Below are 21,600 nucleotides of genomic sequence, written 5' to 3'. Positions count from 1 at the left end.
CATGACCGCGACCCGGGCCCCCGTGCACCCCCGCTCCCTGGCCCTCCTGCTGGTCGTCACCGGCGTCGTCGGCTGGATCGGCGCCTTCGTCCTCGTGCTCGACCGGCTGCACCTGCTCGAGAACCCGGGCGCGTCGCTCTCCTGCGACGTCAACCCCTTCATCTCCTGCGCCACGGTCATCGAGTCGCGGCAGGGTTCGCTGTTCGGCTTCCCCAACCCGCTCATCGGCGTGGCCGCGTTCGTCGTGCCCGTGGTGATCGGCATGGCGCTCCTCGCCGGGGCCCGCTTCGCACGCTGGTTCTGGACCCTGTTCGCGCTGGGCACGTTCGCGGGCTGGGTCTTCGTGACGTGGCTCTTCACGCAGAGCGTCTTCGTCATCGGGGCGCTCTGCCCCTACTGCCTGCTCGTCTGGAGCGCGATGATCCCGCTGTGGTGGGGCACGCTCTCCGCCACCGCCCGGGCGGGGCTCCTGCCGCTGCCGGCGGGCGTCCGCCGTGCCGCCGACGCGGTGGCGCCGTACACGTGGGCCGTCGTCGTGCTCAACTACGCGGTCATCGTGGTCGCGATCATCGCGACGTTCCCGGCGCTGCTCCCCACGCTCCTCGGCTGAGGCTCCGGGACGACGAAGGGGCCGACCGGATCGCCGGTCGGCCCCTTCGTCGTGCTAGCCCCTAGAACCAGAGGGCGAGCTCGCGCTCGGCCGACTCCGGCGCGTCGCTGCCGTGCACGAGGTTCTGCGCGACGGCGAGGCCCCAGTCGCGGCCGAGGTCCCCGCGGATCGTGCCGGGTGCGGCGCCCGTCGGGTCGGTCGTGCCCGCGAGCGAGCGGAAGCCCTCGATGACCCGGTTCCCGGCGACGCGCACGGCGACGACCGGGCCCGACTCCATGAACGCGACGAGCGGCTCGTAGAAGGGCTTGCCCTGGTGCTCCTCGTAGTGCTGCTCGAGCAGGGCGCGGTCGGCCTGCACCATGCGGAGGTCGACGATGCGGTAGCCCTTGGCCTCGATGCGGCGGAGGATCTCGCCGGTGAGGCCGCGGGCGACGCCGTCGGGCTTGACGAGGACGAGGGTCTCCTGGACGGGAGCGGTCATGGGTTCCTCCTACGGGGTGGGAGCCGGCGGCTCGGTGGTGGGTCGGTGATCGGTGGGGCGGTCGTCGTCGGATCGCGCGGCCCGCTGCTCGTCGAGCATGGCCTGCTCCCACGCGCCGCGGGCCGCGGCCTTCTCGCGGTCGATGCGGGCGCCCTGCACCATCGCGTAGACCCAGAGGAGCAGGAAGAAGCCGCCGACCGCGAACATGGCCGGCAGCACGAAGCCGGTGAGCACGACGAGGACCTGCACGACCCAGCCCGCGCGCACGCCGAGCGGCGTGCGGAGCGAGCCGACGACCGTGAGCATCGCGAGGACGAGCAGGGCGCCGCCGCCGAGCGCGGGCAGCGCGGGTAGCGCCTGGAGCCCGAAGGCGACGAGGCTGGCGAGGAACACGACGATCACCTGGAAGCCCATGACGATGGATCCGAGGATCTCGACCGTCGTCCGGGGCGGACGGGGTCGTCGCGTGCGGGCCGGGCGGCCGTCGGTGCTCACGCGGTCTTCCAGCCCTCGTCGCGCGCGTGCTCGATGGCCTCGCCCACGAGGAGGATCGAGCCGGTGACGAGCGCCGCGCCCTTCTCCGTCTCGCCGGCGGAGTCGCGCGCGTCGTCGAGCGCCGTGCGGAGGTCGGGCTCGACCGTGACGCGGTCGCGGCCGACGACGCCCACGACGACGCGGGCGAGCTCGTCGGGATCCACCGAGCGCACGGACGCGGACCGGGTGACGATGAAGTGGTCCACCACGGGCGCGAGCTCCCGCACGATGCCCTCGGCGTCCTTGTCGGTGAGCACGCCGATCACGGCCGTCACGCGGTCGAAGGTGAAGTAGACGGGCAGGGCGGCCGCGAGCGACGCGGCGCCCGCCGGGTTGTGCGCGGCGTCCACCAGCACGGTCGGCTCGGTGCCCACGACCTGCAGGCGCCCCGGGCTCGTCACGGTGGCGAGGCCCTCGGCGAGGACGTCGTCGTGGATGGCGTGGTCGCCGCCGCCGAGGAACGACTCGACCGCCGCGATCGCGACCGCCGCGTTCTGGGCCTGGTGCGCGCCGAACAGCGGCAGGAAGACGTCGCGGTAGGTGCCCGCGAGGCCCTGCACGCTGATGACCTGGCCGCCGACCGCGAGGGTCGTGTCGAGGAGGCGGAACCGCTCCCCCTCCATCGACCAGGTCGATTCGGTCAGCTCGGCCGCGCGCGTCAGCTCGGCGACGACCTCGGGCACCTGGGCGCTCGAGACCACGTCGGACGCGGGCTTCACGATGCCCGACTTCGTGCGCGCGATCTCCGCGACGGTGGAGCCCAGCCGCTGCGTGTGGTCGAGCGACACGGGGGTGAAGACCGCGACCTCGCCGTCGGCGACGTTGGTGGAGTCCCACTCGCCGCCCATGCCGACCTCGACCACGGCGACGTCCACCGGCGCGTCCGCGAACGACGCGAACGCGAGCACGGTGAGCGCCTCGAAGAACGTGACGGGCTGCTCCCCCGCCGCGCCGAGCTCCTGGTCGACGAGGTCGATGAACGGCTCGACGTCGGCCCAGTTGCGGCTGAGCGCCTCGTCGGTGATGGGCTGGCCGTCGATCACGATGCGCTCGTTGACGCGCACCAGGTGCGGGCTCGTGAACAGCCCCGTGCGGAGCCCGGCGGCGCGGAGGATGCTCTCCGCCATCCGGCTCGTGGACGTCTTCCCGTTGGTGCCCGTGACGTGCACGACCTTGTAGGCGCGGTGCACGTCGCCGAGCAGCTCGACGACGCGGCGGGTCGCGGTGAGGCGCGGCTGGGGCGCCTGCTCGCCGACGCGGGAGAGGAGCGCCTGGTACACCTGCTCCCCCTCGCGCTCGAAGTAGTTCTCGTCGTCGACCTCGCGGCCGGCCACGATCGACCGCTCGGCCTCGCGGCGGAGCTCGGCCGCGTCGTCGGCGAAGAGCTGGTCGTCGCTCAGGCCGTCGACGTCGGGGTCGAGGGCGCGCGCCGCGGCGTCGACGCCCTGGTCCCCCTCGGGCTCGAAGTCGTCGTCGCGGCGGGGCTCGTCGTCGTCGAAGGGCCGTCCGCCCTGCTGGTCACTCATGCTCGCTCCACCTCGATGTCCAGGGGCGATCCGCCGCCGACGACGATGCCGGACGCCGTCGCCTCGGCGTCCGCGTCGATCCGCAGCGCCACCGCCAGGGTCTCACGGGCGATGAGGTCGCGGAACCGCTCCGCGGCCTCGGCGCCCGCCGCGTCGAGGCGGATCACGAGGGCGATGCGGTCGCTCACGTCGAGCCCCGCGCCCTTCCGCGCGTCCTGCACGTTCCGCACCACGTCGCGCGCGAGGCCCTCGGCCTCGAGCTCGGGGGTGAGCGCGGTGTCGAGCAGCAGGAAGCCGCCGCCCGGCAGGAGCGCGAGCGCCTGGTCGGCCCGGTCGCCCGCCACCTCCAGGACGAGCTCGTACTCGCCGGCCACGAGCGGCACGCCGCCCGCGACGACCTCGCCGTGGACTTCGGTCCAGTCGCCCGAGCGGGCCGCCTGGATCACCTGCTGCACGCCCTTGCCGAGGCGGGGACCCGCGACCCGCGCGTTGACGGTGAGGCGGCGCGTGATGCCCGCGTCGGAGGCGCTCGTGGGGGTGAGCTCCTCGACGGAGACGGCCTTGACGTTGAGCTCGTCGCGCAGGATGTCCTCGAAGCGGGCGAGCCCCTCGGCGTCGTCGCTCACGACCGTGAGGCGCGCGAGCGGCTGGCGCACGCGGAGGCCCGACTGCTTGCGGAGCGAGAGCGCGGTCGACGCGACCTGGCGGACCCGGTCCATCACCTCCACGAGGCGGTCGTCGGCGGGCAGGTCGTCGGGCTCCGGCCAGTCCTCCAGGTGCACGCTGCGGCCGCCCGTGAGGTCCTTCCAGATGCGCTCGGAGACGAGCGGCAGGAGCGGCGCGGCGACGCGGGTCACGGTCTCGAGGACCGTGTACAGCGTGTCGAAGGCGCGCGTGTCGCCCGTCGCCGTGCCCGCCCAGAAGCGGTCGCGGCTGCGGCGCACGTACCAGTTGGTGAGCACGTCGGCGAAGTCGCGGAGCGACGCCGCGGCGAGGGTCGAGTCGAGCGCGGTCATGTGCTCGGTGACCTCGGCCACCAGGCGGCGCGTGCGGGCGAGGACGTAGCGGTCCAGCACGTCGTCGCTCGTCGTGTCGCGCGTCGCCTCGTAGCCGCCCGGCTGCGCGGAGTTCGCGTAGAGCGAGAAGAAGTACCACGTGCTCCACAGCGGCAGCAGCACCTGGCGGACGCCCTCGCGGATGCCCTCCTCGGTGACCACGAGGTTGCCGCCGCGGAGCACCGGGCTCGCGAGCAGGAACCAGCGCATGGCGTCGGATCCGTCGCGGTCGAAGACCTCGTTGACGTCCGGGTAGTTGCGGAGCGACTTCGACATCTTCTGGCCGTCGTTGCCGAGCACGATGCCGTGGCTCACGACGCTCGAGAACGCCGGCCGCTCGAACAGCGCGGTCGACAGCGCGTGCAGCGTGTAGAACCAGCCGCGGGTCTGGCCGATGTACTCGACGATGAAGTCCGCCGGGCTGTGCTCGTCGAACCACTCGCGGTTCTCGAACGGGTAGTGCACCTGCGCGAACGGCATGGATCCGGAGTCGAACCAGACGTCGAGCACGTCCTCGATGCGGCGCATGGTGCTCTTCCCCGTCGGGTCGTCGGGGTTCGGGCGCGTGAGGCGGTCGATGAACGGGCGGTGCAGGTCGGTCGGGCGCACGCCGAAGTCGGCCTCGAGCTCGTCGAGGCTGCCGTAGACGTCGATGCGCGGGTAGGCCGGGTCGTCGCTCTTCCACACCGGGATGGGGCTGCCCCAGAACCGGTTGCGCGAGATGGACCAGTCGCGGGCGTTGCCGATCCACTTGCCGAACTGGCCGTCCTTGACGTTCTCGGGCGTCCACGTGATGTCCTGGTTGAGGCGCACCATGTCGTCGCGGAAGTCGGTGACGCGCACGAACCAGCTGGAGACGGCCTTGTAGATGAGCGGGTTCTTGCAGCGCCAGCAGTGCGGGTACGAGTGCTCGTAGCTGGCCTGCCGGATGAGGCGACCCTGCGCCTTGAGCATGCGCGTGAGCGTCTTCCCGGCGTCCGACCACAGCTCCCCCGCGACGTCGGGCACGGTGTCGACGAAGCGGCCGCCCTCGTCGAGGGAGAGGATCACGGGGATGCCGGCGGCGGCGCAGACCTGCTGGTCCTCCTCGCCGTAGGCCGGGGCCTGGTGCACGATGCCGGTGCCGTCGGTGGTCGTGACGTAGTCGGCGACGAGCACCTGCCACGCGTTCTCGGTGCCGAACCGCTCGGTGTCGGCGTAGAAGTCCCAGAGGCGGTCGTACGCGACGCCCTCGAGCTGCCGCCCGAGCACGGTGCGGGAGACGGCGGCGCGCGCGTCGTCGGCGGATGCGTAGCCGAGGTCCTTGGCGTAGTTCCCCACGAGGTCCTGGGCGATGAGGTACTCGGATCCGAGCGCCTCGGCCGCGAGCTGCACGGACGACGCGCGGGGCAGGGAGTCGGGCGCCTCGGCGTCGGGCGTGCCGGCGGGGCCCGCGGGCACGACGGCGTAGGTGATGTCCGGCCCGACCGCGAGCGCCATGTTCGTGGGCAGGGTCCAGGGCGTGGTCGTCCAGGCGAGCGCGCGGACGGCGGTGAGGCCGAGCGACTCCGCCTTCGCGCCGACGAGCGGGAACGTGACGGTCACGGACTGGTCCTGGCGCATGCGGTAGACGTCGTCGTCCATCCGCAGCTCGTGGTTGCTCAGCGGGGTCTGGTCGTGCCAGCAGTACGGCAGCACGCGGAAGCCCTCGTAGGCGAGGCCCTTGTCGTGCAGCTGCTTGAAGGCCCAGATGACGGACTCCATGAAGTCGACGTCGAGCGTCTTGTAGTCGTCCTCGAAGTCGACCCAGCGCGCGGAGCGGGTGACGTACTCCTCCCACTCACCCGTGTACTCGAGCACCGAGCGGCGGGCGACGGCGTTGAACTCCTCGACGCCCATCTCCTCGATCTCGCTCTTCTCGGTGATCCCGAGCTGGCGCATCGCCTCGAGCTCGGCGGGCAGGCCGTGCGTGTCCCAGCCGAAGCGGCGGTGGACCTGCTTGCCGCGCATGGTCTGGAAGCGCGGGAACGCGTCCTTGGCGTAGCCGGTGAGGAGGTGCCCGTAGTGCGGGAGGCCGTTCGCGAAGGGCGGGCCGTCGTAGAAGACCCACTCGTCGCCTCCCTCGCGCCGCTCGACGGAGGCGCGGAAGGTGTCGTCGCGCTTCCAGAACGCGAGGATCCCCTTCTCGACGTCGGGGAAGCGCGGGCTCGCGGCGACGTGGTCGGGGGCGCCCGGGTCGTCGGGGACGGGACGGGGGTAGGTCATGGCATCTCCTGCGGCGACGGGGATCTCCGCGAGGACGCCCGGATGCCGTGTGCGGATCCCGAGCGCGGTACCACCCCGCTTGCCGCGCGATGCGCGACCACTCTGCATGGGCGATGACGGGCCCGACCCGTTCGGTTCTACCTTCCCCGCCGACGTGCGCGGGGCTCTCTTCCGAAGGCTCCCCGGTGATGGCCGGATCGACGCCTGTGCCCCCATGCTAGCGCGCCCGGGCGGCGGATCCGGCGGGCTCAGCCGCCGAGCTGGGCCCGGTACGCGTCGGCGCGCCACGGCAGCTCGAGCACGTCGCGTCCGGCTGTGTCCGGGTGGCCGGCGAGGAGGGTGCGGATGTCGTCGAGGACGCGGGCGCGCTCGCCGTCGGGCAGCGTGATGACCCGGCTGATGGATCCGGCCAGGGCCACCACGTCCTCGGGCGCCAGGGGGTGCACGTGCGGGAAGGACGCGTGCTCGACCGGGCCGAAGCCGGGGAACGGGCCGGGCTCGACGGCGCGTCCGGAGGAGCGCCGGCCCGGCTGGAGGAGGGCGTCGAGCTGCGCGACCCAGTCGACGTCGGTGTCCATGACGTTCCAGACGATGCCGAGCCGGCCGCCCGCGCGGAGCACGCGCGCGGCCTCCCGCGCCGCCTCGCCCGCGTCCATCCAGTGCCATGCCTGCGCGACGAGGACCGCGTCCTCCTCGCCGTCGCCCACGGGGATCGCCTCACCGCTGCCCGCCCGGACGTCGACGTCGGGGGCCGACTCCGCCAGCACCCGGCGCATCCCCGCGTCGGGCTCCACCGCCGTGACGGCGAGGCCGCGCGCGGCGAGCAGGCGGGTGAGCTTGCCCGTTCCAGCGCCGAGGTCGACGACGCGGCGGGAGCCCGCGGGGAGCATCCAGTCGACGGCCGCGTCGGGGTACCCGGGCCGCACGCGGTCGTACTGGTCGGCGACGGCGCCGAAGGAGGAGGCGAGGTCGGAGCGGGTCGGCGTTCCGGGGGCGTCGGAGGTCATGCGGACATCCTGGCCCCCGGCCGCGTGCGGTGGCCGGGGCGGACCGTGCGCCGCGCCCCGGCCGTCGCGCGGGCCCTCAGCCGAGCCGGGCGGAGGTGCGCTGCAGCCGCATCGGGTCGAGCGCGATGCCCGGCACCGTCGCCGTGCGTCCCGTGACGTCGGTGACCCGGACCGTGTACGGGCCCGCGCCCAGGCCCGACGAGGCGAGCCAGTAGCCGTACGTCGTCCGCGACAGCGGGACCCAGCGCGCGCCGACCCGCACCTCGACCGAGCGGACCTCCGTGCCGGCGTCGACCACCTGGATCGCCGCCCAGTACGCCGACGACCCCTCCTTCAGCCGGAACGCCAGCGGCGGCACGGTCGGGGCCGCGACGGGCTTCCACGAGATCGGGATGATGCCGGCGTCGAAGTCGCCGATCGCGCGGAACGCCTCCTCGCTGAGGTCGAGCTGCTGGGCTCCGCACTCGGGGCACAGGTCGGCGACCTCGACGCGCACGGTGCCGCGCGGGCCCGTCACGTCGAGGTAGGTGCCGCACGCGGCGCTCCCCCGGTACGCGTCGGGTCCGACGGCGACGTAGAGACGGTTCGCGGGGATCGACGGGAGCGAGCAGTTGCCGTTCGTCGTGTTGCCGTCCGGGCCGAGCGAGTAGTGCGTGGCGCGACCGGATCCGGCGGCGACGGCCGACGCGGACCCGGCGGGCGCGACCGCCGCGATGCCGGCGATCGCGACGAGCAGGGCGAGCAGGGCGGGGAGGGTCCTGCGGCGGCGAGCACGTCCGCGGATCCACCGGGTGCCCTCCCGTCGCGGTCGGTCGGAGAGGGCGTTGATGAGGTGCATGGCGTCTCTTCTCATCTCGAGGGGGCGGCGCGGTCGCGCCGCGCGGCCAGGGTAGGACCGCGTCCACCGGTCGCGGAAGGTCCGCGGCCGACGTGCTCGGCGCGTTCGCCGGCAGGACGCGCGGCGTTCAGCCGGCGGCGAGGGCGGCCTGGAGCGCCGGGCGGAGCGGATCCAGCGCCCGGCGGACCGCGCCCTCGAGCGGCCCGCGACCCACGCCGTCGGCCGCCCACGCCATGACCGCGGCGGCCGTGGCCGCGGCGACGACGGACGCCGCCACGCGCACCGGTCCGTCGGACGCGCGTCGGCCGGCGCCGCGCGCGAGGGCCTGCGCGACGGGGTCCACGAGCGGGGCCGCGCGGGCGACGCCCTCCCCCGCGACGTCCGCGCCGAGGCCCATGACCTCGTGCTGGGTGAGCGCGAGCGGGAGCCAGCCCTCGCCGCGCTCCCGGGCGGCTCCGGCGATCGCCTCGACCACGGCGTCGACGGGCGCGGCGCAGGTCCCCACGCCGGAGACCGCCTCGCCCGCCTCCCGCAGCGTGTCATCGAGGCCCGCCCAGAGGAGGTCGGCCTTGGAGGCGAAGTAGTTGAAGAACGTGGCGCGGCTGACCCCGGCGCGCTGGGCGATCTGCTCCACGGTGGTGGCCGCGTAGGTGTGCTCGAGGAAGAGCTCGGCGGCCGCCTCCTCCAGGGTCGCGCGCGACGAGCGGCGCGGGCGGCCGGCGGGGCGGGCGGAGGTCATGGGCCCATCCTCGCGCACCGGCGGCCGTCGGCTCGCGTATTGTTGGACGCGGTACAGAAACCACCCGCACCAGCGCCCGTCCGGCGCGCACATCGGAAGCACCCATGATCCCCACCTCGCGCGCCCGCGCCCTCGCGGGCCTCGGCGCCCTCGCCGCGACCGCCCTCGTCCTCTCCGGCTGCACGACCGCCACCCCCGAGGCCTCCACGACCCCGGTCCCCGGCGGCACGCTCGTCTACGCGTCCGGCGACGCGGAGCCCGACTGCCTCGACCCGCACGTCGGCGGCAACTACCCGCAGGCGCTCGTCTCCTCGCAGTTCCTCGAGCCGCTGGTGTCCCTCGACGGCAAGGGCGGGATCACGCCCTGGCTCGCCGACAGCTGGACCTGGAGCGACGACGGCCTCGGCCTCACGCTCGAGCTCCGGCAGGGCGTGTCCTTCACCGACGGCACGCCGTTCGACGCGGACGCCGTGGTCGCGAACATCCGCCACGTGCAGGATCCCGCCACGCTCTCCTCCACCGGGTACCTCGCCCTGCAGGCGGTCACCGACGCGACCGCCGTCGACGCCGACACGGTGCGGCTCACGCTCTCCACGCCCGACAGCGCGCTGCTCGAGTCGCTCTCCCAGCCGTGGCTCGCGATGGAGTCGCCCGCCGGGATCGCCCGCGGCACGGACGCGAACTGCGCGCAGCCCATCGGCACAGGGCCGTTCTCCGTCGAGCGCTGGGACCGCCAGCAGTCGATCTCGCTCGTGCGGAACGACGCCTACGCGTCGCCGCCCGCCGACGCCGCGCACACGGGCCCCGCCTACCTGGAGCGCATCGACTGGCGCTTCCTGCCCGACGCCGCGTCGCGCTACGCGGCCCTGCAGAGCGGCGAGGTCGACGTGATCGACAACGCGCAGCCCGACGCCATCGCCTCCGCCACGGCGTCCGGCGCGCTCGGCGAGCTCGACGCCCCGCGGCCGGGCGCCTCCAACCGCATCGAGCTGAACTCGGGCCAGGCGCCCTTCGACGACGAGCGCGTCCGCGAGGCCTTCATCCGCTCGGCCGACGTCGACGCAGGCATCACGGCGCTGTTCCAGGGGACCGCCGAGCGCTCGCACTCCCCGCTCGCCAGCACCGAGCCCGCCGCCGTCTCCGACGCCGACCTCTTCGCGATCGACGCGGACCGCGCGGTCCAGCTGCTCGACGAGGCCGGCTGGTCGACGAAGGACGCCGACGGGATCCGCACCAAGGACGGGACGCGCCTCACGCTGCGCTTCCCCGTGAGCACCAACCAGTCGATCCCCGCCGAGCAGTCGCTGTTCGAGCAGATCCAGGCGAACGTCAAGGCCGTCGGGTTCGACGTGCAGCTCGAGCCGATGGACCTCGGCAGCTGGTACGAGGCGCTCGGCGACGACGCGTACGAGCTCGTGAGCGCGCCGTACACGAAGGCGGGTCCCGACGTGCTGCGGATCCTCTACGACACCTCGGGCATCACGCCCGCGCCCAGCGGCTACTTCGCGAACCACGCCAAGGTCTCCGTGCCGGAGATCGACCAGGCGCTCGCCGAGGCCCGCTCCACGACCGACCTCGACCGCCGGAACGCGCTCTACGCCGACGTGCAGGAGCGGGTCATGGCCGGGTACTGGATCCTCCCGCTCTACGACCAGCAGAACCACTTCCTGCACGGCACGGCGGTGCAGGGCCTCCGCGCGCTGCCGTCCGTCGCGACGCCCACCCTGTACGACGCCTGGCTCGCCCGGTGACCCGGGGCCGCGCCCGACCCGCGTCCGCCTCCCGCGCGCCCGCGCTCCTGCGGGCCGCGGCGGCGCGGATCGGCGGCGCGGTGCTCGTGCTGTGGGCGGTCGCGACCGTCACGTTCCTCGCCGTGCGGCTGATCCCGGGCGACCCGGCGCAGGCGATCCTCGGCGGCCCGGGCTCGCAGGCGCCGCCCGAGGCCGTCGAGGCCGTGCGCGCCGAGTACGGGCTCGACCAGCCGCTCCTCGTGCAGTACCTCGCGCAGCTCGGGCGCCTCGCGCAGGGCGACCTCGGCCGCTCCTACGCGCTCCGCGAGGACGTCGTCGCGGTGCTCGCGCGCCAGCTGCCGGGCACGCTCCTGCTCGCGGTGCTGGCGCTCGCCGTGGCCTGGATCCTCGCGCTCGCCCTCGCGTTCGTCTCCACCGGGGCGGGGCGCGTGGCGGCGGCGCTCGGCGCGGGCGTCGAGATCGTCGCGGCGTCGCTCCCGCACTTCTGGATCGGCGTGGTGCTGATCCTCGTCCTCTCCACCGGCCTCGGCTGGCTGCCCGCCGTGAGCGGGTCCTCCCCCGCGGGCCTCGTGCTCCCCGTGCTGACGCTCGCGATCCCGCTCGCCGGCTTCCTCGGCCAGATCATGCGCGAGGCCCTCCTCGACGCGCTCGACGCGCCCTTCGCGCTCGCGGCCCGGGCGCGCGGCGAGTCCGAGGCGGGGGTGCGGCTGCGGCACGCGCTCCGGCACGCGGCCGCCCCGGGCATCGCCCTCTCCGGCTGGGCGTTCGGGTTCCTCATCTCGGGCGCGGTCGTCGTCGAGCAGATCTTCGCCCGCCCCGGCCTCGGCCGCACGGCGCTCGCGGCGGTGACGAGCCGCGACGTCCCGGTCATCGTGGGGGTCGTGCTCGTGGTCGCCGTCGTCTACATCGTGCTCACCGCGGTCACCGACCTGCTGGCCCGCCTCGTGGATCCGCGGCTCGTCGACGCGCGGACCGGCCCCGTGCCGGCCGCGGCGCCGTCGTCCGCCCCCGCCCCCGACGCGTCGGCGGCCGCCGGCGCATCCGCCCCGCGGGCGGCCGCGCGATGAGCGATCCCCGCGCCGAGACGCTCCTCGCGACCGCGCCGTCGCGCCCGCCCGTGCCGGTCCTCGCGATCGCCGGCACCGCGGGCGCGGCCCTCGTGGTCGCGCTCCTCGTCGCGGCCGCCGTCGCGCCGGGCCTCCTCGCGCCCGGCGACCCGCTCGCCATCGCCCCCGCCGAGGCCTTCCGCGCGCCCGGGCCCGGCCACCTCCTCGGCACCGACGAGTCCGGCCGCGACGTGCTCACGCGCGTCGTGCACGGCGCGGGCCCGAGCCTCGTGATCGGGGTGAGCGCCACCGCGATCGGCCTCGGCCTGGGCGCCGTCCTGGGCCTCGCCGCCGCGCTCCTCGGCCGAGTCGCCGACTTCGCGGTCAACCGCGTGATCGAGGTCGTCTTCGCCTTCCCCGGGCTCCTGCTCGCGCTCTTCCTCATCGTGATCCTCGGCCCCGGGATCGGCAGCGCCACGCTCGCGGTGGGCGTCTCCGCGGCCCCCGGCTACGCCCGCATCATCCGCGGCCGCGTCATGTCGGTGCGCCGGTCGCCGTACGTGGAGGCGGCGACCGTGCTCGGCCGCCCGCCGCTCGTGGTGCTCGCGCGGCACATCCTGCCGAACACCGCGGCGCCGCTCTTCGTGCTGGGCACGCTCGGGGTGGGGCAGGCGATCGTGTGGGCGTCGTCGCTCAGCTACCTGGGGCTCGGGACGGTGCCGCCGGATCCCGAGTGGGGCGCCATGCTCGCCGCGGGCCGCACCTACATCGGCTCCGCGCCGTGGCTGACCGTGGTGCCCGGGTTGATGATCGTGCTCACGGCCACGGCGTCCACCGTGCTCGGCCGGGCGCTCGAGCGACGGGTGCGGGAGTCGTGAGCGGCCGCGCGCCCGACGACGGCGTCCCGCCCGCCGCGCCCGCCGTCCCCCTCGCGCTCCGCGTCGAGGACCTGCGCGTGTCCTTCGGCGGCGTGCGCGTCGTGCACGGCGTCTCGCTCCGGATCGCGCCGGGCGAGTGCCTGGCGCTCGTCGGCACCTCGGGATCCGGCAAGAGCGTCACCGCCCGGAGCCTCCTCGGCCTCGCCGGGGCGGGCGCGCACGTGGAGGCGGGGGCGCTGGAGGTCGGCGGCCGCGACCTCCGCGCGGCGACGCCCCGCGCGTGGCGGCGGGTGCGCGGATCCGGCGTCGGCCTCGTGCTCCAGGACGCGCTGTCCTCGCTCGACCCGCTCCGCCCGATCGGCCGCGAGATCGGCGACCCGCTCCGCCTGCACGGCATGCGGGACGCGCGGGCCCGGCAGGCGCGCGTCGTCGAGCTGCTCGAGCGGGTCGGCATGCCCGATCCCGGGATGCGCGCCCGCCAGCGCTCCGGCGAGCTCTCCGGCGGGCTCCGCCAGCGCGCCCTGCTCGCGGCCGCCATCGCCCTCGACCCGCCGCTGCTCGTGGCCGACGAGCCCACGACGGCCCTCGACGCGACCGTGCAGGCGCGGATCTTCGACCTCCTCGCCGAGCTGCGCGCCGCCGGCCAGGCGACGCTGCTCGTGAGCCACGACCTCGCCGTCGTCGCCCGCCTCGCGGACCGCGTCGCCGTGATGCACGACGGCCGCGTCGTCGAGGAGGGCCCCACCGCGGACGTCCTCCGCGCGCCCGCGCACCGCCGGACGCGCGCGCTCGTCGCGGCCGTGCCCACGGGCGTCCCGCGCGGGGTGCCGCTGTCGGAGGAGCGCCGCGCGGCGGCGGCGCCCGCCTCCCCGGGCGTCGCCTCCCCGGGCGTCGCCTCCCCGGGCGTCGCCTCCCCGGGCGTCGCCTCCCCGGGCCCCGACGACCACGACGCCCCGCGACCCGCGCCCACCCCGCCGGCCGACCACCGCGTCGTCCTCCGCGCCGCCGGCGTCACCCGCGCGTACCGCGGCCCCGGCGGATCCGTCCGCACGGCCGTCGACGACGTCTCGCTCGAGGTCCGCCGCGGGCGCACGCTCGGGCTGGTGGGCGGATCCGGCTCCGGCAAGACCACCGTCGCGCGCCTGCTGCTCGCGCTCGAGGAGCCCGACACCGGCGTCGTGACCCTCGACGGCGAGCCGTGGAGCGGCATCCCCGAACGGGACCGCCACGCGCGTCGGCCCCGCGTGGGCGCCGTGTACCAGGATCCGCTGGCCTCGTTCGACCCGCGCTGGACCGTCGAGCGCGTCCTCCGCGACGCCCTCGCGGTCGCCGACCTGCGCGGGCCGGACGTCCGCGACACGCCTTGCACGCTCCTCGCGCAGGTGGGCCTCGAGCCCGCGCTCCTGGGCCGCCGCCCCGCCCGGCTCTCCGGCGGGCAGCGCCAGCGCGTCGCGATCGCCCGGGCGCTCGCCGCGCGGCCGGACGTGCTCATCTGCGACGAGCCGGTCTCCGCGCTCGACATCGCCGTGCAGGCGCAGGTGCTGGACCTCCTCGACGAGCTGCAGCGCCGGCTCGGCCTCGGGCTGCTGCTCATCTCGCACGACCTCGGCGTCGTCGCGCACATGAGCGACGAGGTCGCCGTGATGAGCGAGGGCCGCGTCGTCGAGCGCGGATCGGCCGAGGACGTGCTCGCGCGTCCGGCCCACCCCGTCACGCGCGCGCTCCTCGACGCCGTGCCCCGGCTGGATCCGGACGCCGCGGCGCGCTGACGGCCGGTCGGGTTCGGACGCGCGGCGGTCGGCCCGGCCTCGGAGAACGACCACCCGGCGACGCCCGCGTCACACCCCGGCGTGCCGATCGAGGAACGCGTACAGCTCCCGGTCGTCGACCCCCGGGAACGCCCCGCGCGGCAGCGGCGCGAGGATGTGCGCATGCAGCCGGGCGCTCGGCCAGGCGCGGTCGCGCCACCGGCCGGCGTCCTCCGGGTCGGCGCGTCGGCAGCACGACTCGTCCGGGCACCGCGACACGCTCCGCGCGGTCGTCTCCCGCCCGCGGAACCACTTCGCGTGCGCGAACGGCACGCCGAACGAGATCGAGTACTCGCCCTCGGCCGTGGATCCGGTCTGCGTCGAGCACCAGAACGTGCCCGCGGGCGTGTCCGTGTACTGGTGGAACTCGGTCGTGCGGTTCGTGCGGTCGAACGCGCCGCGCGCCGCCCACTCCCGGCACACGGGCTGGCCCTCGACCGCGCCCGTCACGTCCACCGGCAGCGGCAGCCCGTCGTTCTCGTAGGCCTTGTAGACCGCGCCGTCGCCGCCGACCCGGAGGAAGTGCACGCGCAGGTCGAGGTGCGTCGTGCTGATGTTCGTGAGCCGGAGCGCCGCCGCCTCGTGCGTCACGCCGAACGCGTCGCGGAAGTCCTCGACCGCGAGGTCGCGCCGCGCCTTGGCGTCGGCGAGGAACGCGACCGACTGCGTGAGCGGCATGAGGCACGCGGCCGCGAAGTAGTTGATCTCCAGCCGCTGCCGCAGGAAGTCGGCGTAGCTCGCGGGCTCCTCGTGCCCGAGGACGCGGTGCGCCATGGCCTGCAGCGCCATGGAGCGGAGGCCGTGGCCGCCCGGGATCGACGCGGGCGGCAGGTAGATGCGGCCCTCCCCGAGGTCGGTGACCGAGCGCGTCGAGCGCGGCAGGTCGTCCACGTAGATCAGCTCGAAGCCGAGCCCCTCGGCCATCCGGCTCACGCTGCGATGCGAGAGCGCGCCGGCGCGGTGGCCGACGTCGGCGAGCATCCGCTCGGCCAGCTCCTCGATCTCGGGGATGTGGTTGTCGCGCCCGCGCATCATGAGCCGCTGCTCGGTGTTCGCGCGCCGGGCCTCCTCGGGCGTCGCGATGGACTCGCGGGCGCGCCGGGCGAGCTCGCGGTGCAGGCCCACGAGCGCCTCGAGCGTCTCCTGCGGCAGCGCGCGGCTGGCGGGCACGGCGGGCAGCCCGAGCGAGCCGTAGAGGGAGGAGCGCTGCGCGCGGTCGAGCTCGATCTCGAGGGCCGAGCGCGCATCCGGCGCGTCGGCGGCGAGCAGGTGCGTGACGTCCACGCCGAGCGCCCCGGCGATCCGGCCGAGCGTCGACAGCCGCGTCTCGCGCCGGCCGTTCTCGATCATGCTCAGCTGGCTCGGCAGGATCCCCGCCCGCTCCCCCAGCGCCTGCAGCGTGAGCCCGGCGCCCTTCCGCGCGTGCCGGATGCGCCGGCCGATGACGAGCTGGTCCATGCCTTCACCTCTCCGTGAACATCGGCGCTTCTTCACGCCGACGGATCCCCGAACCCCATCCTGACGGGTCGCAGGCTGGAACAACAGACCGATCGACGAGGACGGACCGACATGACCACCATCCAGGACGCACCCCCGCTCACCGCCGCCGGACCGCGCGCGGCCGATCCCGCCGCCGCCGACGCCGCGGCACCGCCCGCCGCGACGCCCGCCGCCGCCCCCCTGCCGCCTGGCACGGAGGCGCCCGCGCTGTGCCGCGATCCCCGCATCGCCGCCTGGGTCGCCGGGGTCGCCGCGCTCACCCACCCCGACCGGGTGGTCTGGTGCACGGGCAGCGTCGCCGAGTACGACCGCCTCACCCGGCAGATGGTCGACGCCGGCACCCTCATCAAGCTGAACCCCGAGTGGCGCCCGCACAGCTTCCTCGCCCGCAGCGACCCGGCCGACGTCGCGCGCGTCGAGGACCGCACCTTCATCTGCTCCGCCCGCGAGGAGGACGCCGGCCCGACGAACAACTGGCGCGATCCCGACGAGACGCGCGCGGAGCTCCGGGAGCTGTTCGCCGGATCCATGCGCGGCCGCACCCTCTACGTCGTCCCGTTCTCGATGGGCCCGCTCGGCGGCGCCATCTCGCAGCTCGGCGTCCAGATCACCGACAGCCCCTACGTCGTCGCGAGCATGGCGCTCATGACCCGGATGGGCGACGACGCGCTCCGCCTCATCGGCCCGGACACCGCGTGGGTCCGCGCGCTGCACGGCCTCGGCGCCCCGCTCGTGGACGACGCGGGACGCCGCACGCCCGACGTCCCGTGGCCGCACAACCCCGACAAGCGCATCTGCCACTTCCCCGAGGAGCGCGAGATCATCTCGTTCGGCTCGGGCTACGGCGGCAACGCCCTCCTCGGCAAGAAGTGCTTCTCGCTCCGCATCGCCTCGGCCATGGCGCGCGACGAGGGCTGGCTCGCGGAGCACATGCTCCTGATCCGCATCACGAGCCCCGAGGGCCGCCGCTTCCACGTCGCGGCGGCGTTCCCGTCGGCGTGCGGCAAGACCAACCTCGCGATGCTCACGCCCACCATCCCGGGCTGGACGGTCGAGACGCTCGGCGACGACATCGCGTGGCTCCGCCCGGACGCGCAGGGCCGGCTCCGCGCGGTCAACCCCGAGCGCGGCCTCTTCGGCGTCGCGCCGGGCACGGGCGAGGCGACGAACCCGGTCGCCATGTCCACCATCTGGGGCAACGCGATCTACACCAACGTCGCGCTCCGCCCCGACGGCGACGTGTGGTGGGAGGGCATGACCCCGACGCCGCCGGCCGGCCTCGTCGACTGGCAGGGGCGGCCGTGGTCGCCCGCCTCCGGCACGCCCGCCGCGCACCCGAACGCGCGCTTCACCGTGGGGATCGAGCAGTGCCCGACGCTCGCGGACGGCTGGGACGACCCCGACGGCGTGGTCGTCGACGCGATCCTGTTCGGCGGCCGGCGCGCCACCAACGTGCCGCTCGTGGCGGAGGCGGACGACTGGGAGCACGGCGTCTTCGTCGGCGCGACCATGGCGTCCGAGCGCACCGCCGCCGCGGAGGGCCGGGTCGGCGAGCTCCGCCACGACCCCTTCGCGATGCAGCCCTTCGTCGGCTACGACATGGCCGACCACTGGCGGCACTGGCTCGAGGTCGGCGCGGGCCTGGGCGCCGGAGCCCCGCGGGTCTTCCAGGTCAACTGGTTCCGCAGGGGCGACGACGGCTCCTTCCTCTGGCCGGGCTTCGGCGAGAACGCGCGCGTGCTCGAGTGGATCGTGCGCCGCGTCGAGGACCGCGTGGACGTCCGCCCGAGCCCGGTCGGCGGCCTGCCCCTGGCGGACGACCTCGACGTCGCCGGGCTCGACCTCGCCGAGGGCGCGCTCGACGAGCTGCTGGCGCTGGACCCCGCCTCCTGGCTCGAGGAGCTCGACGCCGTGGACGCGCACTTCGCGCGGTTCGGCGGCCGGGTGCCGCCCGAGCTGACCGCCCGCGTCGACGCCATGCGCCGGGCGTTCCGCGCCGCCCGGGAGGACTACGACGCCTGATGCCCGCGCCGGATGCGGGGCCCGTGACGGTCCCCGCATCCGGCCGTCGCGCCCCCATCCGGTAGCCTTATCCCCGCACAGAAGGCACCTCACCATCGACACGGTGCCGTCCACATCGAGGGAACCGGAGCACGCATGGCTGACGAACGACGTCCGGACACCGCGCAGGAGGCGATCGGACAGGTCGCCCGGGTCCCCGACAAGCCGGCCCTCGAGGGCCTCGAGGCCAAGTGGGGCGGCCGCTGGCAGGCCGACGGCACCTACGACTTCCGCCGCGACGAGGCCACCGCGGGCACCGTCTTCTCCATCGACACCCCGCCGCCCACGGCGAGCGGATCCCTCCACATCGGCCACGTCTTCAGCTACACGCACACGGACGTCATCGCCCGGTACCGCCGCATGCGCGGCGAGAGCGTCTTCTACCCGCTCGGCTGGGACGACAACGGCCTCCCCACCGAGCGCCGGGTCCAGAACTTCTACGGCGTCCGCTGCGACCCCACGCTCCCCTACGACCCCGGCTTCCAGCCCGCCGAGACCGGCGGCACCTCGAAGCCCGGCGACCAGCAGCCGATCAGCCGCCGCAACTTCATCGAGCTGTGCGAGCGCCTCACCGAGGAGGACGAGAAGCAGTTCGAGGACCTGTTCCGCACGCTGGGCCTCAGCGTCGACTGGCGCCAGAGCTACCGCACCATCGGCCAGGAGGCCCAGGTCGCGTCGCAGCGCGCGTTCCTCCGCAACCTCGCCCGCGGCGAGGCGTACCAGGCCGACGCGCCGACGCTGTGGGACGTCACCTTCCGCACCGCCGTCGCGCAGGCCGAGCTGGAGGACCGCGAGCAGCCGAGCGCGTACCACCGCCTCGCGTTCCACCGCCCGGGCGGCGACGACGTGATCATCGACACCACGCGCCCCGAGCTCCTCGCGGCATGCGTGGCCCTCGTCGCGCACCCCGACGACGAGCGGTACCAGGGCCTGTTCGGCACCACCGTCACGACGCCCGTCTTCGGCGTCGAGGTGCCCGTGCTCGCGCACCACCTCGCGCAGCCCGACAAGGGATCCGGCATCGCGATGGTCTGCACCTTCGGCGACCTCAACGACGTCGTCTGGTGGCGCGAGCTGCAGCTGGAGAACCGCGCGATCGTCGGCTTCGACGGCCGCATCGTCTCCGAGGCGCCCGCCGCGATCACGTCCGAGGCGGGCCGCGCGGCCTACGCCGCCCTCGCCGGCAAGACGGTGTTCTCCGCGAAGGCCGCGATGGTCGAGCTCCTCACGGAGTCCGGCGAGCTGATCGGCGAGCCGCGCAAGATCACCCACCCCGTGAAGTTCTACGAGAAGGGCGACAAGCCCCTCGAGATCGTCTCGACCCGGCAGTGGTACTTCCGCAACGGCGGCCGCGACGAGGAGCTCCGCGCGGGCCTCATCGCGCGCGGCCGGGAGATCGGGTTCGTGCCCGACTTCATGCGCGTGCGGTACGAGAACTGGGTCGGCGGCCTCAACGGCGACTGGCTCGTCTCGCGCCAGCGCTTCTTCGGCGTGCCGCTGCCCGTCTGGTACCCGCTCGACGCCGACGGCAACGCGGAGTTCGACAAGGCGATCACGCCGACGGAGGAGCAGCTGCCCGTCGACCCGTCGTCGGATCCCGCCCCCGGCTTCACGGAGGACCAGCGCGGCGTGCCCGGCGGCTTCCAGGGCGAGCTCGACGTCATGGACACGTGGGCCACCTCGTCCCTCACCCCGCAGCTCGCGGGCGGCTGGGAGCGCGACCCCGAGCTGTTCGACCTCGTCTTCCCGTTCTCGATGCGCCCGCAGGGCCAGGACATCATCCGCACGTGGCTCTTCTCCACGGTCCTCCGCGCCGAGCTGGAGCACGGCCAGGCGCCGTGGAGGACGGCCGCGATCTCCGGCTGGATCCTCGACCCCGACCGCAAGAAGATGTCGAAGTCCAAGGGCAACGTCGTGACCCCCGCGGCCACGCTCGAGCAGTTCGGCTCCGACGCGGTCCGCTACTGGGCCGCGTCCGCGCGCCTCGGTGTTGACGCCGCCATGGACCCGCAGAACCCGACGCAGATCAAGATCGGCCGTCGGCTCGCGATCAAGGTCCTCAACGCGGCGAAGTTCATCCTGTCCTTCGAGGCGCCGGAGGGCGCCCGGGCCACGCACGCCATCGACGTGGGGATGCTCGCCGCCCTCGCCGAGGTCGTCGAGACGGCCACCACGGCGCTCGAGGAGTACGACCACGCCCGCGCGCTCGAGGTCACGGAGAGCTTCTTCTGGACCTTCTGCGACGACTACCTCGAGCTGGTCAAGGACCGCGCCTACTCGGCCGACGCCGACCCGGCCGACCGGGGATCCGCCGTCGCGGCCCTCCGCGAGGCGCTCGACGTGCTGCTGCGCCTGTTCGCGCCCTTCGTGCCGTTCGCGGCCGAGGAGGCGTGGAGCTGGTCGCACGACGGCTCGATCCACACCGCGCCCTGGCCGATCGCGCCGACCCCGGACGCCCCGGCGACCGGCGGCTCGGCCGATCCGCGGCTCCTCGCCCTCGCCGGCCGCGCGCTCGTGGGCATCCGCCGCGCCAAGACCGACGCCAAGGCCTCGCAGAAGACCCCGGTCGCCGAGGCCGTGGTCTCCGCGTCGCCGGAGGACATCCGCTCGCTCGAGCTCGTGGCGCAGGACCTCCGCGCCGTGGGCCGCATCACCGACCTGACCTTCACCGAGGGGGACGGCCCCGCCGTCACCCGCATCACGCTCGCGAACGCCGAGCAGCACGAGGAGACCGACGCATGACCATCTCGATCCGCCCCGTCCGCGACGGCGACTTCTTCCCCTGGTTCGACCTGTTCACCGGCTACGCCGAGTCCTACGGCATCGAGCTGACCGACGAGAACGCCGTGCTCGCGTGGAGCCACCTCATCGACGACCAGCACGCGAGCACCGGGCTCGTGGCCGTCGACGACGCGCACGAGGGCACCCTCGTCGGCCTCGCCCACTTCCACCGCTTCGCGCGCCTGGCGCGCGGCGCCGACGGCCTGCTGCTCGACGACCTGTACGTGCGCGAGATCTCGCGCCGCCAGGGCGTGGGCGAGCAGCTCGTCGCGGCGGTCGGCGAGGCCGCGCGCCGCGACGGCGCGAGCATGCTCCGGTGGATCACCGCGGAGGACAACGCCGACGCCCAGCGCCTCTACGACCGCATCGCCCGCCGCACCACGTGGGTCACCTACGAGCAGGACGTCTGATGCAGCTCGGCACCCGCTGGCCCGTCGGCGGCACCGCCCCGGCGGAGCTCCCCGAGGTCGTCCTCCTCGCCGTGAAGACGGTCGAGTCCGACGTGGTGGCGCTCGACGCCGACACGTCCGGGTGGCGCTGGACGCTCACGTGGCTCGAGCGGAAGCCCGTGGTCGAGCTCGACGACGGCACCGTGATCCGCTACGACCCGATCGAGGACGCCGCCACCATCACGATCCCCGGCGAGAGCACCGACGACCCGTTCGACGACTGACGCGTCGCCGCGTCGCGGACGCGACGCGCGAAGAGGCCCGCCGGACGACGCGTCCGGCGGGCCTCCCT

The 21,600-nt window shown here is 74.7% G+C and carries 17 protein-coding genes; 9 read left to right on the top strand and 8 right to left on the bottom strand.

The features are described from left to right. The first annotated feature begins 1 nt into the window (after nucleotide 1). Nucleotides 2-610 carry a vitamin K epoxide reductase family protein gene (locus FGG90_RS03460; RefSeq protein ID WP_094130452.1) on the top strand — a complete coding sequence of 203 codons (609 nt, stop codon included), beginning with the start codon at nucleotides 2-4 and terminating at the stop codon, nucleotides 608-610. Nucleotides 611-671: 61 nt separating this feature from the next. On the opposite strand, the gene ndk is transcribed toward FGG90_RS03460, so the two are convergent. The 7 genes from ndk to FGG90_RS03425 all read right to left on the bottom strand — a co-directional run bounded on the left by ndk (nucleotide 672) and on the right by FGG90_RS03425 (nucleotide 9,034). Next, nucleotides 672-1,091 carry a nucleoside-diphosphate kinase gene (gene ndk / locus FGG90_RS03455; RefSeq protein WP_094130454.1) on the bottom strand — a complete coding sequence of 140 codons (420 nt, stop codon included), beginning with the start codon at nucleotides 1,089-1,091 and terminating at the stop codon, nucleotides 672-674. Between the two features lie 9 nt (nucleotides 1,092-1,100). Further along, the gene (locus tag FGG90_RS03450; protein WP_094130456.1) at nucleotides 1,101-1,586 is read right to left on the bottom strand and encodes a DUF4233 domain-containing protein; all 486 of its coding nucleotides are present in this window, start codon (nucleotides 1,584-1,586) and stop codon (nucleotides 1,101-1,103) included. Next, nucleotides 1,583-3,151, bottom strand: a complete 1,569-nt coding sequence (locus tag FGG90_RS03445; protein ID WP_237583509.1) for a bifunctional folylpolyglutamate synthase/dihydrofolate synthase — start codon at nucleotides 3,149-3,151, stop codon at nucleotides 1,583-1,585. The genes FGG90_RS03450 and FGG90_RS03445 overlap by 4 nt, the downstream gene beginning before the upstream one ends. Continuing rightward, nucleotides 3,148-6,450 (bottom strand): isoleucine--tRNA ligase, encoded by a 3,303-nt coding sequence (ileS, locus tag FGG90_RS03440; protein WP_094130460.1) that lies wholly within the window; start codon nucleotides 6,448-6,450, stop codon nucleotides 3,148-3,150. The genes FGG90_RS03445 and ileS overlap by 4 nt, the downstream gene beginning before the upstream one ends. Nucleotides 6,451-6,698: 248 nt before the next feature. Continuing rightward, nucleotides 6,699-7,457 (bottom strand): class I SAM-dependent methyltransferase, encoded by a 759-nt coding sequence (locus FGG90_RS03435; RefSeq protein ID WP_094130462.1) that lies wholly within the window; start codon nucleotides 7,455-7,457, stop codon nucleotides 6,699-6,701. 76 nt (nucleotides 7,458-7,533) lie between these two features. Next, nucleotides 7,534-8,295, bottom strand: coding sequence for an expansin EXLX1 family cellulose-binding protein (locus tag FGG90_RS03430; RefSeq protein ID WP_165771407.1), 762 nt, complete (start codon nucleotides 8,293-8,295; stop codon nucleotides 7,534-7,536). Between the two features lie 127 nt (nucleotides 8,296-8,422). Next, nucleotides 8,423-9,034 (bottom strand): TetR/AcrR family transcriptional regulator, encoded by a 612-nt coding sequence (locus FGG90_RS03425; RefSeq protein WP_094130466.1) that lies wholly within the window; start codon nucleotides 9,032-9,034, stop codon nucleotides 8,423-8,425. A gap of 104 nt (nucleotides 9,035-9,138) precedes the next feature. Between FGG90_RS03425 and FGG90_RS03420 the strand changes: the two genes are divergently transcribed. The 4 genes from FGG90_RS03420 to FGG90_RS03405 are packed head-to-tail and all read left to right on the top strand — an operon-like array spanning nucleotide 9,139 to nucleotide 14,478. Continuing rightward, nucleotides 9,139-10,785, top strand: a complete 1,647-nt coding sequence (locus FGG90_RS03420) for an ABC transporter substrate-binding protein (RefSeq protein ID WP_094130468.1) — start codon at nucleotides 9,139-9,141, stop codon at nucleotides 10,783-10,785. Beyond that, nucleotides 10,782-11,852 (top strand): ABC transporter permease, encoded by a 1,071-nt coding sequence (locus FGG90_RS03415; RefSeq protein WP_094130470.1) that lies wholly within the window; start codon nucleotides 10,782-10,784, stop codon nucleotides 11,850-11,852. The genes FGG90_RS03420 and FGG90_RS03415 overlap by 4 nt, the downstream gene beginning before the upstream one ends. After that, entirely contained in the window at nucleotides 11,849-12,709 is an 861-nt protein-coding gene (locus FGG90_RS03410) for an ABC transporter permease (protein WP_094130472.1), read from the top strand. The genes FGG90_RS03415 and FGG90_RS03410 overlap by 4 nt, the downstream gene beginning before the upstream one ends. After that, the gene (locus tag FGG90_RS03405) at nucleotides 12,706-14,478 is read left to right on the top strand and encodes a dipeptide ABC transporter ATP-binding protein (RefSeq protein ID WP_094130474.1); all 1,773 of its coding nucleotides are present in this window, start codon (nucleotides 12,706-12,708) and stop codon (nucleotides 14,476-14,478) included. The genes FGG90_RS03410 and FGG90_RS03405 overlap by 4 nt, the downstream gene beginning before the upstream one ends. A gap of 69 nt (nucleotides 14,479-14,547) precedes the next feature. On the opposite strand, the gene FGG90_RS03400 is transcribed toward FGG90_RS03405, so the two are convergent. Beyond that, nucleotides 14,548-15,975 (bottom strand): helix-turn-helix domain-containing protein, encoded by a 1,428-nt coding sequence (locus FGG90_RS03400; RefSeq protein WP_094130476.1) that lies wholly within the window; start codon nucleotides 15,973-15,975, stop codon nucleotides 14,548-14,550. 111 nt (nucleotides 15,976-16,086) lie between these two features. Here FGG90_RS03400 and FGG90_RS03395 point away from each other — a divergent pair, with 111 nt between their 5' ends. The 4 genes from FGG90_RS03395 (at nucleotide 16,087) to FGG90_RS03380 (ending at nucleotide 21,532) form a co-directional block, all read left to right on the top strand. After that, nucleotides 16,087-18,039: a phosphoenolpyruvate carboxykinase (GTP) gene (locus FGG90_RS03395; RefSeq protein WP_094130478.1), complete on the top strand. Its 1,953-nt coding sequence runs from the start codon at nucleotides 16,087-16,089 to the stop codon at nucleotides 18,037-18,039. 135 nt (nucleotides 18,040-18,174) lie between these two features. Beyond that, complete coding sequence (valS, locus tag FGG90_RS03390) at nucleotides 18,175-20,820, top strand: valine--tRNA ligase (protein ID WP_094130480.1); 2,646 nt, start codon at nucleotides 18,175-18,177, stop codon at nucleotides 20,818-20,820. Then, entirely contained in the window at nucleotides 20,817-21,269 is a 453-nt protein-coding gene (locus FGG90_RS03385; RefSeq protein ID WP_094130482.1) for a GNAT family N-acetyltransferase, read from the top strand. The genes valS and FGG90_RS03385 overlap by 4 nt, the downstream gene beginning before the upstream one ends. Then, entirely contained in the window at nucleotides 21,269-21,532 is a 264-nt protein-coding gene (locus FGG90_RS03380; protein ID WP_094130484.1) for a hypothetical protein, read from the top strand. Before FGG90_RS03385 ends, FGG90_RS03380 begins: the two co-directional genes overlap by 1 nt. Nucleotides 21,533-21,600 lie beyond the last annotated feature (68 nt).

Source organism: Clavibacter michiganensis subsp. tessellarius (genome assembly GCF_021922985.1).
Taxonomy (GTDB): domain Bacteria; phylum Actinomycetota; class Actinomycetes; order Actinomycetales; family Microbacteriaceae; genus Clavibacter; species Clavibacter tessellarius.
Note: the sequence above shows the minus strand (reverse complement) of the source record. Positions and strands in the feature narration are given on the sequence as shown.